Source organism: Vibrio sp. N418 (assembly GCF_000222565.1).
GTDB lineage: Bacteria > Pseudomonadota > Gammaproteobacteria > Enterobacterales > Vibrionaceae > Vibrio > Vibrio scophthalmi.
This window is the reverse complement of sequence record NZ_AFWD01000039.1, coordinates 79,154-95,932: the sequence shown is the minus strand read 5'-3', so window position 1 is coordinate 95,932 and position 16,779 is coordinate 79,154. Positions and strand designations below refer to the sequence as shown.

Sequence of the window (16,779 nt, the reverse complement as noted above, 5' to 3'; positions counted from 1 at the left end):
TGCTCACTGAGCAGGCTTTTTTATGTGCACTACGCGATACGATACAACGCGTTGCGTTAAACCGTACTTTCTGAAATCAGATTGTGCTTGTTCAGCAGTCGATACATGGTCGCGCGTGACACGCCCAGCTCTTTTGCCGCCATCGACACTTGGCCTGAGTGCGACTCAAGCACAAGCAACAATGCATCTCTTTCGCTGCGCTCGCGAATATTTTTCAAGCTGCGTTTACCATCACTGCGTTTCGGCAAATCAAGGTGCTGCTCATCAAGCATCACCGTATCCGACATTAAGACCACGCGCTTGATCTGATTCATCAGTTCACGAACGTTGCCCGGCCAATGATAGCGAGTCAGAGAGCGTGTCGCTTCTTCGGTAAAACTGCGTGCTTGCGCGTTATATTCTCGTGAATACTCCATAAGAAAGTGACGTGCCAAAATCGCAATATCACCTGCTCGCTCTTTAATGCTTGGCACATTAATGCGCAGAACATTGATGTAGTGATAAAGCTCTTCGTTGAAGTCACCATCAATTAAGGCTTTCTCGATATCCGCTGAATTTGCGGCCAGGATACGCACATCCACTTCTTTACGACCATTGATGGTTTCCACTGTCCCTTCTTGTAAGAAGCGCAGTAAATTAAGCTGCTGAGACTTAGGTAAGGTCAAAATATCATTAAGCAGGATCGTGCCGCCATCAGCTTTCTCAAGCAGAGACTGCTCGTTAATGTCATCACGATGAATGCCAAACAAATCACTCTCGATGCGATGTTCTGACATAGCGCGGCAGTTAACCGATAAAAATTCCTTCTGCGCTCGTGATGAGGTTTGGTGGACTGCACGAGCAACGGTTTCTTTGCCTGTGCCACTTTCACCATAAATCAGAATACTCACATCAGTTGGACCAATTCGTTTGATTTGGTCACGCAGACGCTTCATTGGAATCGATTCGCCAATCAATCCCATGTCATTGTTATTACCATAATGAGGCCATACTTTTTTCTCCAACTTAAGCATGCCCAGTTGGTGTCCAATCGTGCTAAGCAATTGAGCATCAGGAATTGGCGCGGTAAAAAAGTCGATACAAAAGTTCACGATAAACTGACAAATCGTATCGGAACTGAGCTGAGATTCACGGATAAAAGCGATCCATCGAACCTGTTTATGATTGCTGACTAAGTTGGCAATGCCATTAAGACTAAACTCATCGTGACTCAGATCGACGATACCAATACAAGGGCCCGTTTCTGAAAACAGCGTATTGGCTTTACGCAAATCAGCACACTGAGTACAACGCCATCCAACTTGCTCTAAAACAGAGAGCCAAGGTTCGTAGCTACCACCAACTACAATCATTGAACCAGGGACAGAATCCATTCGGAATTGACTACCCATTAAGCTTCTTCCTTATTAATTCGATTTTATAATTATTTGTGCCAAAAAAAACACATCAACAAGTGCGTACACTATAAGAGCTTGAGTTAATAATCTGTCTCACTTATAAGACTAGAACATAAATCATGCTTTGAATAAATAGATGTGCGATTCACATTCAAAATTCACATGCCGCACTGTTAATTCATTTGACGCTCTTTTTCAGCAATATAGAACAGCGGCTGACTTAGCTTACGTATGCTTACTGAACTGTAACTAGTTATGTCAAAATATGGGACAAAAAAAACCACCCGAAGGTGGTTTTGCTAGTCATTTCAAAGCTTACTGCGCTTGTGGACGCATCGCTGGGAATAGGATCACATCGCGAATGGTATGCGTATTGGTGAATAACATCGCTAGGCGGTCGATACCGATACCTTGACCCGCTGTTGGCGGTAGGCCGTGCTCTAGTGCTGTAATGTAGTCAGCATCGTAGAACATAGCTTCATCATCACCCGCATCTTTTGCATCAACTTGAGACTTAAAGCGCGCATCTTGGTCTTCTGCATCGTTTAGCTCAGAGAAGCCGTTTGCCACTTCACGGCCGCCAATGAAGAACTCAAAGCGGTCAGTAAAGAATGCGTTATCATCGCTACGACGAGCCAGTGGAGAAATATCCGCTGGGTAGCCAGTGATGAACGTCGGTTGGATAAGTTGCGGTTCCGCTGTCTCACCGAAGATTTCTTCTAGTAGTTGACCACAAGTCCAGAACTTCTCTACGTAGATATCTAGCGATTTCGCGATTGAAACCATCAAATCACGATCCTGAACGCCTTCTTCTGTTAGCGCTTGGATAGCCTCGTGTTCTGGGTTGTAATGCTTGATCGCGTCTAGCATAGTCATACGTGCGTATTGACCGCCGAACTCAACCATTTGATCGCCGTAAGGCATTGCTGTTGCACCTAGAATTTCAAGTGCAACTGTACTTAGCATCTCTTCAGTCAGATCCATAAGATCTTTGTAATCTGCGTACGCCATGTAGAATTCGATCATAGTGAATTCTGGGTTATGACGTGGAGATAGGCCTTCGTTACGGAAGTTACGGTTGATTTCGAATACACGCTCAAAACCACCAACCACTAGACGCTTCAGGTATAGCTCAGGAGCGATACGTAGGAACATTTGTTGATCCAGTGCGTTGTGGTGAGTGATAAATGGACGCGCAGACGCACCGCCAGGAATCACTTGCATCATTGGAGTTTCAACTTCCATGAAGCGTTTTGATTCCATGAAGCGACGAATTGCAGAAACCAGTTTAGAACGAATTTTAAATGCATTACGTGAATCTTCATTCACGATTAGGTCTACGTAACGTTGACGGTAACGCATCTCTTGGTCTGTTAGACCGTGGAATTTCTCTGGCAGTGGACGAAGTGCTTTAGTCAGCAATTCGAACTCTTCCATATTTACGTAAAGGTCGCCTTTACCAGACTTATGTAGAGCACCTTTCACACCGATGATGTCACCGATATCAAGACCGTGGTATTGCTCTTTCAGTACTTTTTGTACTGCTTTGTCTGCGTAAGCTTGAATGTTGCCCGATGTTTCTTGAAGAAGTAGGAATGGACCACGTTTCGCCATAACACGACCCGCGATTGCTACTACGTGGTTAAGCTCTTCTAGCTCTTCCTTAGTCTTTTCACCGAATTCAGCTTGTAGGTCGCCCGCTAGAGCATCACGACGAAAGTCATTTGGGTGGCCGTTTGCTTTGCAGCTCTTACGGATAGCATCCAGTTTCGCGCGGCGTTCAGCAATTAGCTTATTCTCTTCTTGTGCAGAAGCTTCTTGTACAGATTCGTTTTGAACAACATCAGTCATTTTCGATGTATCCTGTCTTAGTCGGTGAAAAGCTTACAAGCCTGATTTAAGGCTAGCTTCAATAAATTTGTCTAGGTCGCCGTCAAGAACCGCTTGTGTATTGCGGTTTTCAACGCCTGTACGTAAATCTTTAATACGAGAGTCATCCAGAACGTAAGAACGGATCTGGCTGCCCCAACCGATATCAGATTTGGTGTCTTCGTTGGCTTGTTTCTCTGCATTTTGCTTTTGAATCTCAAGTTCAAACAATTTTGCACGTAGCTGCTTCATTGCTTGATCTTTGTTCTTATGCTGAGAACGGTCGTTCTGACATTGCACCACGGTATTGGTTGGTACGTGTGTAATACGTACTGCCGATTCAGTGGTGTTAACGTGCTGACCACCCGCACCAGAGGCACGGTATACGTCGATACGAAGATCCGATGGATTAATATCGATGGTGATGTTGTCATCAATCTCTGGGTAGATAAACGCAGAGGCAAAAGAAGTATGACGACGGCCACTTGAATCGAATGGTGACTTACGAACTAGGCGGTGAACACCCGTTTCCGTGCGTAACCAACCGTAAGCGTACTCACCTGAGATTTTAACGGTTGCACCTTTAAGGCCAGCAACGTCGCCATCTGAGACTTCGATTACTTCTGTTTTAAAGCCTTTTGCTTCAGCCCAACGCAAGTACATGCGTAGCATCATTGACGTCCAGTCTTGCGCTTCTGTACCACCAGAACCTGACTGTAGATCAATGTAGCAATCAGAAGCATCATGGTCACCAGAGAACATACGACGGAACTCAAGCTTAGCCAGCTTATCTTCAAGCTCAGCTAATTCCGGTTCAATTTCATCGAATGTTTCTTGATCTTCTTCTTCAACAGCAAGCTCTAGAAGGCCTTCAACGTCTTCGACACCTTGCTCAAGTTGATCAATAGTTTCCACAACCGCTTCTAATGATGCACGTTCTTTACCCAACGCTTGTGCGCGTTCAGGTTCGTTCCATACATCTGGCTGTTCTAATTCTGCATTTACTTCTTCTAGACGCTCTTGTTTAGCATCGTAGTCAAAGATACCCCCTCAGGACTGTCGTGCGCTGAGACACGTCCTGGAGACGGTTTTTAATAGGATTGATTTCAAACATACTTGCTCAATATTTATGAGTAGAATTTAACCGAGGAATTGTACTGAAAAGTGTGACGAAGATACAGGAAAATTTTATTTGCCTCGTCTAGAGGCTTAAACAAAAAAATCCCCCGCAACGCTAAGCATCACGAGGGATCAGTCTTATTCTATTTCAGAGGATTAGGCGTTTTCTTCAACCAATACCGGTTGCTCTACTTTGCCAACAAAACAAACACAAATCATCGCTGCCAGTGTTGGTAATACCCAACCCATGCCCACATCAAACAGTGGTAAAACATTGAATGCAGAAACATCTAGTCCAACAATTTTCGCTGCATCAACCAAAGCAAATAGCAGTGACACCAGTAGAACTACACGGTAAGCCAAACGAGAATTTGGAAGTTTTTTACGCAAAAACGTCAGAACCACCAACGCAATCGCAACAGGGTATAACGCAAACAATACTGGAACAGACAGTGAAATAAGTTGTGCTAGACCGACGTTTGCTACCAATGCACATGCAGCACCATTGATCACAACCCACTTCTTGTACGAGATTGACGTTAGAGAGCTAAAGTAATCAGAACACGCTGAGATTAGACCAATTGCCGTAGTCAAACACGCTAGCAATACAATCACAGACAGAACGATTTGACCGTATGAACCAAATAGAGCTTGAACGTATAAGCTCAGAACCAAACCACCGTTGTCAGCGCCTGCCGCAACAACAGAGCTAGTCGCACCTAGGTAGAACAATGATACGTACACAAACGTTAGACCTACCGCGGCAATCAAACCCGCTAAGATAAGGTAATGTGTGGTTGGCTTTTGCTCAGTAATACCTTTACTACGGATCGCATCAACAATCAGGACACCAAACATCAATGAACCAAAGGTATCCATGGTGTTGTAACCTTCAAGGAAGCCTTTTTGCAGTGGATGCGTTAGGTATTCACCTTGTGCCGCAACGATCTCACCTTGTGGGTCAAGGAATACCGCGCCAGCAAGCACAATCAGGCCAATAAACAATACCGGTGTGAGTATCTTACCAATCACGTCAATCAATTTGCCTTGTGACCATGAGAACGACATCGCAATCACAAAGAACAGAATCGAGAATACGGTTAGGTGAATTTGCTCAGCATGAGCGAAAAATGGTTTTACTGCCATCTCGTATGCCACAAGACCAGTACGAGGCGCAGCAAACGCAGGGCCGATGATGATAAAAATCAGCACTGCCATTACGGTCGCCGCTTTCACCGGTAGATCTTGAGTCAACTTAGCCCATGAGCCACCAGCAACAGCAATAGCAACGATTGTGAGAAGAGGAAGGCCCACTGCTGTTAATAAGAAACCGCCCATTGCTGGGATAACATTATCACCCGCTAACTGACCAGCAAGCGGTGGAAAGATGATGTTACCAGCACCCAAAAAGAAGGCGAAAAGCATAAAGCCTAACGCAATGATATCTGTTAGTTTTAACGTCTGCTTCACAGTAGAACCTTTACTTTTATTTGATTGATGTTGTGTCTGCTTCGATGAGCAAAAATGCTCTCTCGGCTATATAATTTAGAACAGAATAATGACCAAATACTCAACTATTCGCAACCCAAAAGCTAAAAACACCATATAAATTCAACTCGCAACCAAAAAAGCAGTTCATAACACTGGTTTTTAAATTACAACCAGAATTAACAACCAATAATTTCATTAACAAAACCAACCAAATAAAGATAAATTAACTATACATACGATCCACAATGGTGATATCAACTTATTTAAACACTCTAGGCCGAACATTTAATGAACAGAAAAAACAAACAAACCAAGGGATTTCAATTTAAGCAATTTGCTATCGAAGGGGGGGAATGTGGTATGCCCGTCAGCACTGATGGCGTGCTATTGGGCGCTTGGGCTAAGATCGCCTCTAGCCAACGCATCCTCGATATTGGCACGGGCACTGGATTGCTGGCGTTAATGTGCGCACAGCGTAATCTTGACGCCGAAATTTACGCCGTCGACATTGAGCAATCTGCCGCGATCACCGCACAGCTAAATGTGGCGAACTCTGACTGGGCAGAGCGAATTATGGTAGAACAAGCCAATATTACCGCGGTGAGTTTTCCAGAAAAGTTTGATGCGATTATCTGCAACCCGCCCTACTTTAATAACGGCGAACAAGCAAAGCTACAGCCCCGCGCCACCGCTCGCCATACTGACAGCTTAAGCCATCAAGATTTACTCGAGCGCTGTTACTCACTGTTAGATCATCACGGTAAAGCCAGTTTTGTTTTACCCGTCGTAGAAGGTGAACATTTTATTCAACTGGCGAAGCACTTAGGGTTCTCGCTGACACGCCTATGTCGCGTACAGCCAACCGAGACCAAACCAGACAATAGGTTATTGATTGAATTAAGCTTAATATCAGGGGAATGCGAAGATCAGCAACTAATAATTCGTGATAAGCTAGGCTATACAGAGGCTTTTATCGCGCTAACCAAAGATTTTTATTTAAAGATGTAGAAATAAGGTGTGATCCTAATCACCAATCCAACTATACTACTCGGCTATTTTTTGGCTTAACTTGTTAACTTAGCCATGTTGGGTAGCGTGAACTATCCGCTTCTAATTTTTGTAATCTCGCCGAAGGGCTTGTGGAGAAACAACTGTGATCAAAAATTTTGCAGATCTTGATTTAGATCCGAACCTGCTTACCGCTATTGAAGAAATGGGCTTTGAACGTCCGACTCAAGTGCAGGCTCAAGCAATTCCTCAAGCTTTAGAAGGGCGAGATATTCTAGCATCAGCGCCAACTGGTACTGGTAAAACAGCCGCATTTGTTATCCCTGCGCTACAGTTCTTACTCGACTTCCCTCGCCGTAAGCCGGGGCCAGCTCGTATGCTGATTTTGACGCCAACTCGTGAATTGGCAATGCAAATTGCTGATCAAGCGCGTGCATTGGCAAAAAATACCAAGCTAAATATCTTCACCATTACTGGTGGTGTTCAATACCAAGAACACGCTGATATTCTAGCGACAACACAAGATATCGTTGTAGCAACGCCTGGCCGCTTGATGGAATACATCAAAGCAGAACGCTTTGACTGTCGTGCGATTGAATGGCTGATCCTAGATGAAGCCGACCGCATGCTAGACATGGGCTTTGGCCCAACCGTTGATAAGCTTTCGACTGAATGTCGCTGGCGTAAACAAACACTGCTGTTCTCTGCAACATTAGAAGGCCGCGGTGTGGAAGGCTTTACTGCCGATCTATTGAAAAACCCAACGGAAATCGAAGCTGATCCTTCACGTCGTGAACGTAAAAAAATCACCCAGTGGTACCACCGTGCTGATAACGCAGAACACAAACTGGCGTTGCTGAAAAAAATCATCACTGAGCAAGCTGAACGTTCAATCGTATTCCTAAAAACCCGTGAACGCCTTGCTGAACTACGTACTGAACTTGAACGCGCACAAATCCCTTGTTCTTGGATCCAAGGTGAAATGCCTCAAGATCGTCGTAACAATGCGATTGCTCGTTTCCGTGATGGCGAAGTGAATGTTCTACTCGCAACTGACGTTGCTTCTCGTGGTATCGACCTACCTGACGTAAGTCATGTAATCAACTACGACATGCCACGCAGCGCTGACGTTTACCTACACCGTATCGGCCGTACTGCACGTGCTGGTAAGAAAGGCAACGCAGTTTCTATCGTAGAAGCACACGATCAACAAATGCTGGATCGCGTTGCTCGTTACGTGAAAGAAGATATCAAAGAGCGCTTCATTAAAGAGATGCGTCCTACGCACAAAAAAACCTGTCTTCAAGAAAAAGAAAAAAGAAGACAAAAACAAAACGTCTGTAAAAGCCAAAAGCAAAAAGAAAACAGGCAAGAAAAAGAAGTAATTAAGAACGCTGCGCTTTGAGAATTGAGAGCGCTTCGCTTTGAGATGATAAAGAGGCTGATGTGAAAACATCGGCCTTTTTTGTTTCTGCGCAGAACAAGCGAGAAAGCTCACCAAATTAACCGTTCGCGTTAAAAGATTCCTTACTCTCTCCTTCGTCGTTCTAAGGAATGACAGAACACATAGCAACCACCAAAACAGCGTCATCACTCAACGAACAAGTTGGCCATCTAACAATATAACGATTCGCTTTAAAAGATTACTTACTAAACTTGTTCGTTCTAAGGAATAACAGGCACATAGCAACCACCAAAACAGCGTCATCCTCAAGAGTGAGGAACGAACGAGTTGGGGATCTCACAAAATATCGGCTCATCTTAAGATTAGTAAGGAATGAAGACCTTTTGCCTTTACAAAAAAATACCGCCTTAACGGCGGTATTTATGCAAATGTCATTAGCGAATACACCGAATATTAGTGCTCGCGAGTTGCGCGGAACACCACATCAGGGAAACGCTCTTGCGCTAGATTCAAGTTCACCATGGTTGGCGCGATGTAGGTTAGGTTATCACCACCATCGAGCGCTAGGTTAGCTTGGTTCTTGCGTTGGAAGTCGTCCATCTTCTTACCATCAGTACAGTCAACCCAACGAGCCGTTGCCACGTTTACGCCTTCATAAATCGCTTCTACGTTGTATTCTGACTTCAGACGCGCCACAACCACATCAAACTGCAGCACACCGACCGCACCAACGATAAGATCGTTGTTTTGTACTGGACGGAATACCTGCACAGCACCCTCTTCCGAAAGCTGAACAAGACCTTTCAGTAACTGCTTTTGCTTCAGTGGATCGCGTAGGCGAATGCGGCGGAACAATTCTGGTGCGAAGTTAGGGATACCAGAGAACTTCAACGATTCACCTTGAGTAAAGGTATCACCGATTTGAATCGTACCGTGGTTGTGTAGACCAATGATATCGCCAGCAAACGCATTTTCTGCACGTGAACGGTCGCCCGCCATAAAGGTAACCGCATCAGAAATACTGATTTGTTTACCTAGACGTACGTGGTTCATTTTCATGCCTTGGGTGTAAGTACCCGATACGATACGCATGAAAGCAATACGGTCGCGGTGTTTAGGATCCATGTTCGCTTGGATTTTGAATACGAAACCAGAGAATTTCTCTTCTGTCGCTTCAACATCACGCTCAACCGCTTGACGAGTTTTCGGCATTGGAGCCCACTCAGTCAAACCATCTAGCATATGGTCAACACCAAAGTTACCCAGTGCGGTACCAAAGTAGACTGGCGTTAATTCACCGACAAGGAAAGATTCAAGATCAAATTCAGGGCATGCGCCCATCACTAGTTCAAGCTCTTCACGCACGCTCTCAGCCAGATCAGCACCAACTTGCTCATCAAGCTCTGGGTTATCTAGACCTTTAATGATGCGCACTTCTTGGATTTCATGACCATGACCTGATTCGTACAGAATCGTTTCATCACGGTGGATGTGGTAAACACCTTTAAACTCTTTACCACAGCCAATTGGCCAAGTAATAGGCGCACACATCATGCCCAGTTCGTTTTCAACTTCGTCTAAGACTTCCATTGGATCACGAACGTCACGGTCAAGTTTGTTCATGAAAGTAACGATTGGCGTATCACGCAGGCGAGTAACTTCCATCAATTTACGTGTACGGTCTTCGACACCTTTCGCCGCATCGATAACCATCAAGCACGAGTCCACCGCCGTTAGCGTACGGTAAGTATCTTCCGAGAAGTCTTCGTGTCCCGGAGTATCCAGTAGGTTAACTAGACAGTCGTTGTATGGGAACTGCATCACAGACGTTGTTACCGAGATACCACGTTCTTTTTCCATCTCCATCCAGTCAGATTTCGCATGCTGGTTAGAGCCACGACCTTTCACTGTACCCGCTTTTTGGATCGCGTTTCCGAATAACAGAACTTTTTCTGTAATGGTGGTTTTACCCGCATCCGGGTGCGAGATAATAGCGAACGTTCTACGTTTAGAAACTTCGCCAATAAATGGTGTATTTGACATGAAACTGGTCTTCTTTTCTGTCTGGATGCTTGTTTAAACGTTAAACAAACCGATTCGATTCAATTTTGCGCGCTATTCTCGCTTATATTGCTTTTATACTCAAGCAACCACAAGCGGCGCGATAGTCGTACGCTAAGTCATCACCTAGCGTGAATGCTTAATTCAGCACGCTGATTAAAAGAGAAATAGGTAACTCATAATAATCGCGTCTTCTTTACCTTTGTCGGTTGGGTAATAATTACGACGGCGATCAAGCTCGTTAAAACCAACCGCTTCATAAAGAGCAAACGCACGCTGATTGCTTTCTCGTACTTCTAACCAAGCGCTTTCGGCTTTAGCTTGTTCGCAAACATCTAAAAAGTGCTCGGTTAACGCCTTACCATAACCTTTGCCTTGCTCGGCAGGATCAACGGCAATGTTAAGTAAGGTGACTTCACCGACGATGTTTTGTGCGTAAAAGTAACCAACGACTTTTTGATTCACGACCAAAGCATGATGACAGGCACCACGACTATTAAGATCACGAATCATCGATTCAGCCCAAGGGTGGCTATGCGCCGTTTGCTCAATAGCCCACACTTGGTCAAGGTGTTCTAAGGCAAGAGGATAAAATTGTAGTGTCATAAGGCTCGTTAGTATGAACAGATCTGTTGCCACAGCGCTTTACGCTGCTGATTATTCCCATCGATCTCACTAAGAAGTGGGGTCGTGAGTGCTTTTTCAGCCCATTGTTCTGTACGTTCGCAGCCTGCAAACCACACCCATTCCATGGATTGTCCAGCTAGCTGAGTCGCCTGTTCAGGGTAGATATGGCGTGCTTGGTCTAAAGAAATATTGATGCTTTTTAATACCCGCTCAAACAGCAGCGCTAACTCACCGTTTGGACTCACAGGCGAAACTAACAAGAGTTTGCACTCGGCGGGTAATTCCAACGCTGGCGCTTGGTAACCGGTCAAACGTTCAGGATGGCTGAGTTGATAACAATCAATACCCATCTGTGTTAGGTAAGCAACATGGTCAGTTTGCATGAATAGAGTTCTCTAAATTTCGTAGCGTCATATTAGCACAGATCGACGGGCAACAAAAAAGGGGCTATCGCCCCTTTTTTCTGCGTAAGTTTACCCGTTAAAGCTGGCTAAACTCTTCACTATATTCAATCAAACCACGACGTTCTGCGAGCTCGCCATCAGCGATCGCTAGGACTTGAAATACCCCTTCAGGGACATCCCACTGGCATTGCATGTGGTGTTTTTCTGCCGCTTCAAAACCAAAACGTTGGTAGTAGTCAGGATCGCCAAGCACGACACAAGCGGGGTAACCAAATTCGTATAGCGATTCAATACCTTCGCGAATCATCGTCGCTGCAATGCCTTGCTTACGATAGTCTTCACGCACAGATACCGGCGCTAGACCTTGCCAGTTTAAATCTTCACCTTGCAACGTTACCGGAGTAAACATCGCGTGTCCGACGACTTCTCCTTCATCATTACACGCAACAAGTGAAAGCGTCAGCTTGCTGTTTTCTCTCAGTGCCATCACTAAGTTTGCTTCCGCTTCTGTCTCAAAGGTGGTTTTAAGCAGGCGGTCAATGGCCAGAATATCCGCTGGCGCTTCAGTTCGTATAAGCATTCGCTACCTCATTTTGTACTGCTGGCGATTGTACGCCTTTATGCACAAAATCAGCTAACTGATTAAGTAAAATCTGTAACGGTTTTGGCAAAAGCTCAAGATCGACACTATCCATCAGGTTTTTCACTTCCAAACCTAATTCCGTATCGCCTTCAATCGACAAACGACGCTGGAAGAATAATGTATCAGGATCTTCTTTGCGGCCAGCGATCAAAATCAAGTCATTCAGATTACCAGAGAAAGATACGTCTTCTTGCTGCGGAGTTTCAGCAACAATTAACTTGTCGTCTTCGTAGCTGATATACCAATGTAGGCGCATATCTTTAACTTCTACTTTCAACCACTTGCCTTCAAGGAATTCAAAATCACCATCTTCCAATGCTTCTTTGAATACCATTTTCAAGCCATCTAACAAGGCTTTTTTTTGAACAGATTGTGGTAATAAGTGGACTGGAGATCGCAAAATTGATGCTGCATTTTGAACTAATTGAGTGCGAATCTTGTTAATCACGCGGGTTATCCGTTACTTTGTAGATAGATGCATGGATGATAATGGATAGATTGCTTTCGTTACCTGTTGTGTATCAAAAAATGACGGAATGGTTACAACTCTTTAATCTCTTAGATAAGGTGGTTATAGTAACGCATTCAGCTTGTAATAAGCGCTTATTCACTCTCTTTGGAGACTTGGTACCCCCCGAATGCCATCGCAACAGTTTCAGGATTGGTTTACACAAATTACGGCTAAGAGTCCTTTTTTCTCGGCCATCTTAGACGATCAACATAACTATGTGATGGTTAACGAACGCTATTGCGAAATATCGGGACTATCACAAAAAGAGCTTGTCGGGCGGAGCGATCGTGAAATTCTTGGTGAGCAGTTTTATTACCAGCTCAAACCCTACTATCAACGCGCTCTACTTGGCGAATCAAGTGAAACTGAAATTACGCTTAACGATGTCGACCTCGAAACCAGTCTGCTCTGCTCCATCTCTCCGATTAGCTTCAATAACAAAGTGCAATACGTCGTTCTTCATGCGATTGATACCTCTGAAAAAAGCATTTTAATCCACTCGCTCGAAGAAGCAGAAAACAAGTTTTCCGCGCTGACTCAACTGTTACCCGAAGGCTTATTGCTAGTTGAACATGACTGTATTTTATCAGCCAATCCCGCCGCCGTTCGCTTGCTTGGATTTGAATCAAGCAGTGATTTATTAGGTGAAGAGCTGTCGCGCCTGTTTATTGATGAAAACAGCAAAAAGTCCTTCAATAACAAACTTGGCATGCTACTGCATGATGCACCGATTTTGTGCCTGACAGGACCACGCTGTGGATTGGAGCGAAAAGTTCAGCTACAGGCCGCACATGCGATGATCATGGGCGAAGAATCACAACTGGTTCTGATCCAAGATGCTGAACAAGCACCGAAAAAAATCAGTGACTCCACCATAAATAGTGATGCTCATATTGATTCTTTAACCGGGCTATATAACCGCTTTGGATTCACCAAGCGCCTTGATCAGCTGATCAAAAATGAAACACCGTTAATCATGCTCTACCTTGATATCGATAACTTTAAAAACATCAATGACTCTTTAGGTCACCATATCGGTGACAAGGTCATCAAAGAAGTTTCCTGTCGACTCAAGCGCTTATTACCTCAACAAGCTGTACTTGGCCATTTAGGTGGCGATGAGTTTGGTTTGATCTTGCCCAATCCAGAAAACAACCGCATGGTTGAATCACTTTCAGATCGAATTATATCACTCATCAACCAGCCGTTTGATTTGCAACACTTTAGCAAACGCCTTGCTTGTTCAATTGGTAGTGTTGTCTACCCTGGTGATGGCAACGATGCACGCATATTGCTGCAAAATGCTGACACTGCCATGTATGAAGCCAAAGAGCGCGGCCGCAACCGTCTGATTAAGTTTAACGATCAGATGAACAAAGAAGCGCGCATGCGTTTATGGCTGGAAATCGAGCTACAAAAGGCACTGCAACAAAATGGCCTTGAAGTGTGGTACCAACCGAAAGTCAACGCGCGTGATTTCAGTATCAACGGCGCAGAAGCGCTAGTACGTTGGAAGCACCCAGTTGAAGGCTATATTAGCCCAGGCGCCTTTATTCCGGTGGCTGAACGAGCTGGATTAATTGAGCACTTAGGTCGCGTTGTCATGCGTGAAGTTTTTGCCACGGTGAAACGCTGGAAGATGCAAGGCATCTTACCTGGACGTGTCGCTATTAACCTCTCGCCAGAGCAGTTTGGTAACCCGAAACTGATCGATTACATGGAAAAGTTATTGCGCTCCACCGAGCTGGATCCTAGCTGCATCACATTTGAATTGACCGAAAGTGCAGTGATGAGTGACAGTGAGCACACCCTTCAAATGCTCAATGCGATCAAAAAACTTGGTTTTGCCCTATCCATTGATGACTTTGGTACCGGCTATTCATCCCTTGCCTACTTAGCTCGCTTCCCTCTCGATGAGCTTAAGATCGATCGCGCCTTTATCACCGAGATCGACACCTTACCTAAACAGGTAACGGTGATTGAAAATATCATCAACTTGGGCAAATCACTCAATTTAACCGTGGTTGCAGAGGGGGTTGAAACCCAACAACAAGCAACACTACTGTCAAACCTCAACTGTAACTCGATTCAAGGCTTCCATTTCTATCGTCCGCAACCAAAGCAAGACGTCGAAGAATTGTTCATGCAGAACCGTCGCCATAAAAATTAAATCTTCCGTAAAAGTCAGCGAAATCCATTATCCGGAAGAGGTAATTGTCAGCTAACTCACTCAAACCTGCCTTACATCAAAATTGCCGTTCATAATTCTTCATAAAATGCTGGCAATATTGAAAATAATAGGTTTAGCTGAGCAATGGAACTCCTATGCCCCGCAGGTAATCTACCTGCCCTAAAAACCGCCATCGACTGTGGTGCCGACGCGGTTTACATCGGCTTTAAAGATGACACCAATGCCCGCCATTTCGCAGGGCTAAACTTTAACGGTAAAAAACTCGATAAAGCCGTGCAGTATGTGCACGACCACAACAAAAAAATTCACGTCGCGCTGAATACCTTCGCTCACCCAGATGGCTTTGAGCGCTGGACGAGTGCGGTTGATCGCGCCGCGGATGTGGGCGTCGATGCCCTAATCGTGGCGGATATTGCTGTACTGGAATACGCTGCACGTAAATACCCAGATTTAGAATTGCACCTTTCTGTGCAAGCATCGGCCACCAACATTGCCGCGATCGATTTCTATAAGAACAACTTCAACGTCAAACGTGTCGTACTGCCACGCGTATTGTCGATCCATCAGGTGAAACAGTTGTCACGTAACATCACCAGCGATGTAGAGCTAGAAGTGTTTGCTTTTGGTAGCTTGTGCATCATGTCGGAAGGTCGTTGTTACCTATCCTCTTACATGACAGGTGAATCGCCAAATACCGTCGGCGCCTGCTCTCCAGCCAAATATGTACGCTGGCAAGAAACTGAACAGGGCCTTGAGTCTCGCCTCAACAACATTTTGATTGACCGTTATAGCACGGGCGAGAACGCCGGTTACCCAACCTTATGTAAAGGCCGCTTTAGCGCTGATATCGAAGGTGAAGCCAAGGTTTACCATGCACTCGAAGAACCAACCAGCTTGAATACCCTTTCTATGCTGCCTGAGCTATTTGCTGCCAATGTTGCTTCGGTGAAAATTGAAGGTCGCCAACGTAGCCCTGCTTACGTAGAGCAAGTCACCCGTACATGGCGCGCGGCGATTGATCGCTATCTTGCCAACCCAGAAGCTTACCGTGTTGAAGCTGCTTGGGATGCGGCACTGGCGAACGTCTCTGAAGGTACGCAAACTACGCTTGGTGCTTACCATCGTAAATGGCAATAACGGCATAGGAATAGAATAATGAAATACGCACTCGGTCCACTTCTCTATTTTTGGCCAAAGCAAGACGTTGAAGATTTCTATCAGCAAGCAAAACAAAGCTCTGCCGATATTATTTACCTTGGCGAAAGTGTTTGCTCTAAACGCCGCGAAATGAAACCAGCACACTGGTTTGATATTGCTAAAGAGATCGCAGGCTCAGGCAAGCAAGTAGTGCTATCGACCATGGCACTACTCGAAGCGCCAAGTGAAGTCAGCATCATGAAGAAATACATCGACAATGGTGATTTTGCAATTGAAGCGAATGACGTGTCGGGGATTCAACTGGCTTACGAAAGCAAGGTGCCATTCGTGGTTGGCCCTGCGGTTAACACCTACAATGCACATACGCTAAACCTGTTTTTAAAACAGGGTATGACGCGCTGGTGCATGCCTGTGGAGCTGTCACGCGATTGGTTAGACAAGGTTCTCGTTCAATGTGAGCAATTGGGTATTCGTAACCAATTTGAAGTTGAAGTATTTAGCCACGGTTACTTACCATTGGCCTATTCAGCTCGCTGTTTCACCGCTCGTGCGGAAAACAAAGCCAAAGACGATTGCGAAACTTGCTGCATCAAATACCCAACGGGTATTCAAGTACGTAGCCAAGAAGGCCAAGAAGTCTTTAACCTCAACGGTATTCAAACTCAGTCTGGTTATTGCTACAACTTGATCAACGATCAATCAAGCATGCAAGGCTTGGTCGATGTCGTGCGTTTGAGCCCACTGGGGTTGAATACGCTAGGCGAAATTGACCGCTTCCGTGCCAACTTACATGGCGAGAATCCAGTTAAGATTGAAGATCGCCAATGTAATGGTTACTGGCATCGCTTAGCGGGTCTAGAAGTTAAGTCTTAGCCTTCGCTTGATAAATAAAAAG

14 protein-coding genes are annotated in these 16,779 nt (G+C 45.0%); 5 read left to right on the top strand and 9 right to left on the bottom strand.

The features are described from left to right. Positions 1–56: 56 nt before the first annotated feature. From vpsR to brnQ, 4 genes are all read right to left on the bottom strand, one after another. Positions 57–1,391 carry a cyclic-di-GMP-binding transcriptional regulator VpsR gene (gene vpsR, locus RH86_RS07545; RefSeq protein ID WP_005594027.1) on the bottom strand — a complete coding sequence of 445 codons (1,335 nt, stop codon included), beginning with the start codon at positions 1,389–1,391 and terminating at the stop codon, positions 57–59. Positions 1,392–1,712: 321 nt separating this feature from the next. After that, positions 1,713–3,248 carry a lysine--tRNA ligase gene (gene lysS, locus RH86_RS07540; RefSeq protein ID WP_005594026.1) on the bottom strand — a complete coding sequence of 512 codons (1,536 nt, stop codon included), beginning with the start codon at positions 3,246–3,248 and terminating at the stop codon, positions 1,713–1,715. Positions 3,249–3,281: 33 nt separating this feature from the next. Continuing rightward, positions 3,282–4,380, bottom strand: a protein-coding gene (prfB, locus tag RH86_RS07535) for a peptide chain release factor 2 (protein ID WP_138944252.1) whose coding sequence is annotated in 2 segments (ribosomal slippage) — positions 3,282–4,304 and positions 4,306–4,380 — 1,098 coding nt in all. Because the reading frame shifts where the segments join, the coding sequence is not laid out codon by codon here. A 161-nt stretch (positions 4,381–4,541) separates the two neighbouring features. Beyond that, positions 4,542–5,855 carry a branched-chain amino acid transport system II carrier protein gene (gene brnQ / locus RH86_RS07530; protein ID WP_009385785.1) on the bottom strand — a complete coding sequence of 438 codons (1,314 nt, stop codon included), beginning with the start codon at positions 5,853–5,855 and terminating at the stop codon, positions 4,542–4,544. 309 nt (positions 5,856–6,164) lie between these two features. On the opposite strand from brnQ, the gene RH86_RS07525 reads away from it, so the two are divergent. Together RH86_RS07525 and srmB are read left to right on the top strand one after the other, a co-directional pair. Further along, positions 6,165–6,884: a tRNA1(Val) (adenine(37)-N6)-methyltransferase gene (locus RH86_RS07525; protein WP_009385784.1), complete on the top strand. Its 720-nt coding sequence runs from the start codon at positions 6,165–6,167 to the stop codon at positions 6,882–6,884. Between the two features lie 145 nt (positions 6,885–7,029). Further along, complete coding sequence (gene srmB / locus RH86_RS07520; RefSeq protein WP_009385783.1) at positions 7,030–8,289, top strand: ATP-dependent RNA helicase SrmB; 1,260 nt, start codon at positions 7,030–7,032, stop codon at positions 8,287–8,289. Positions 8,290–8,742: 453 nt separating this feature from the next. Here the strand turns inward: srmB and prfC are convergent, their stop codons facing one another. From prfC to RH86_RS07495, 5 genes are all read right to left on the bottom strand, one after another. Further along, positions 8,743–10,332: a peptide chain release factor 3 gene (gene prfC, locus RH86_RS07515; RefSeq protein WP_005598046.1), complete on the bottom strand. Its 1,590-nt coding sequence runs from the start codon at positions 10,330–10,332 to the stop codon at positions 8,743–8,745. Positions 10,333–10,506: 174 nt separating this feature from the next. Further along, positions 10,507–10,956 (bottom strand): ribosomal protein S18-alanine N-acetyltransferase, encoded by a 450-nt coding sequence (rimI, locus tag RH86_RS07510; RefSeq protein WP_009385782.1) that lies wholly within the window; start codon positions 10,954–10,956, stop codon positions 10,507–10,509. A gap of 8 nt (positions 10,957–10,964) precedes the next feature. Next, complete coding sequence (locus tag RH86_RS07505) at positions 10,965–11,360, bottom strand: DNA polymerase III subunit psi (RefSeq protein WP_009385781.1); 396 nt, start codon at positions 11,358–11,360, stop codon at positions 10,965–10,967. A 97-nt stretch (positions 11,361–11,457) separates the two neighbouring features. Beyond that, positions 11,458–11,961: a GNAT family N-acetyltransferase gene (locus RH86_RS07500; RefSeq protein ID WP_009385780.1), complete on the bottom strand. Its 504-nt coding sequence runs from the start codon at positions 11,959–11,961 to the stop codon at positions 11,458–11,460. After that, a complete protein-coding gene (locus RH86_RS07495; protein WP_005598037.1) occupies positions 11,945–12,472 on the bottom strand; it encodes an SCP2 domain-containing protein in 528 nt (175 codons plus the stop codon). The genes RH86_RS07500 and RH86_RS07495 overlap by 17 nt, the downstream gene beginning before the upstream one ends. A 190-nt stretch (positions 12,473–12,662) precedes the next feature. On the opposite strand from RH86_RS07495, the gene RH86_RS07490 reads away from it, so the two are divergent. From RH86_RS07490 to RH86_RS07480, 3 genes are all read left to right on the top strand, one after another. Further along, complete coding sequence (locus tag RH86_RS07490; protein ID WP_005598035.1) at positions 12,663–14,705, top strand: EAL domain-containing protein; 2,043 nt, start codon at positions 12,663–12,665, stop codon at positions 14,703–14,705. A gap of 144 nt (positions 14,706–14,849) precedes the next feature. Further along, entirely contained in the window at positions 14,850–15,863 is a 1,014-nt protein-coding gene (locus RH86_RS07485; protein ID WP_005598033.1) for a peptidase U32 family protein, read from the top strand. 18 nt (positions 15,864–15,881) lie between these two features. Continuing rightward, positions 15,882–16,757: a U32 family peptidase gene (locus tag RH86_RS07480; protein ID WP_005598031.1), complete on the top strand. Its 876-nt coding sequence runs from the start codon at positions 15,882–15,884 to the stop codon at positions 16,755–16,757. Positions 16,758–16,779 lie beyond the last annotated feature (22 nt).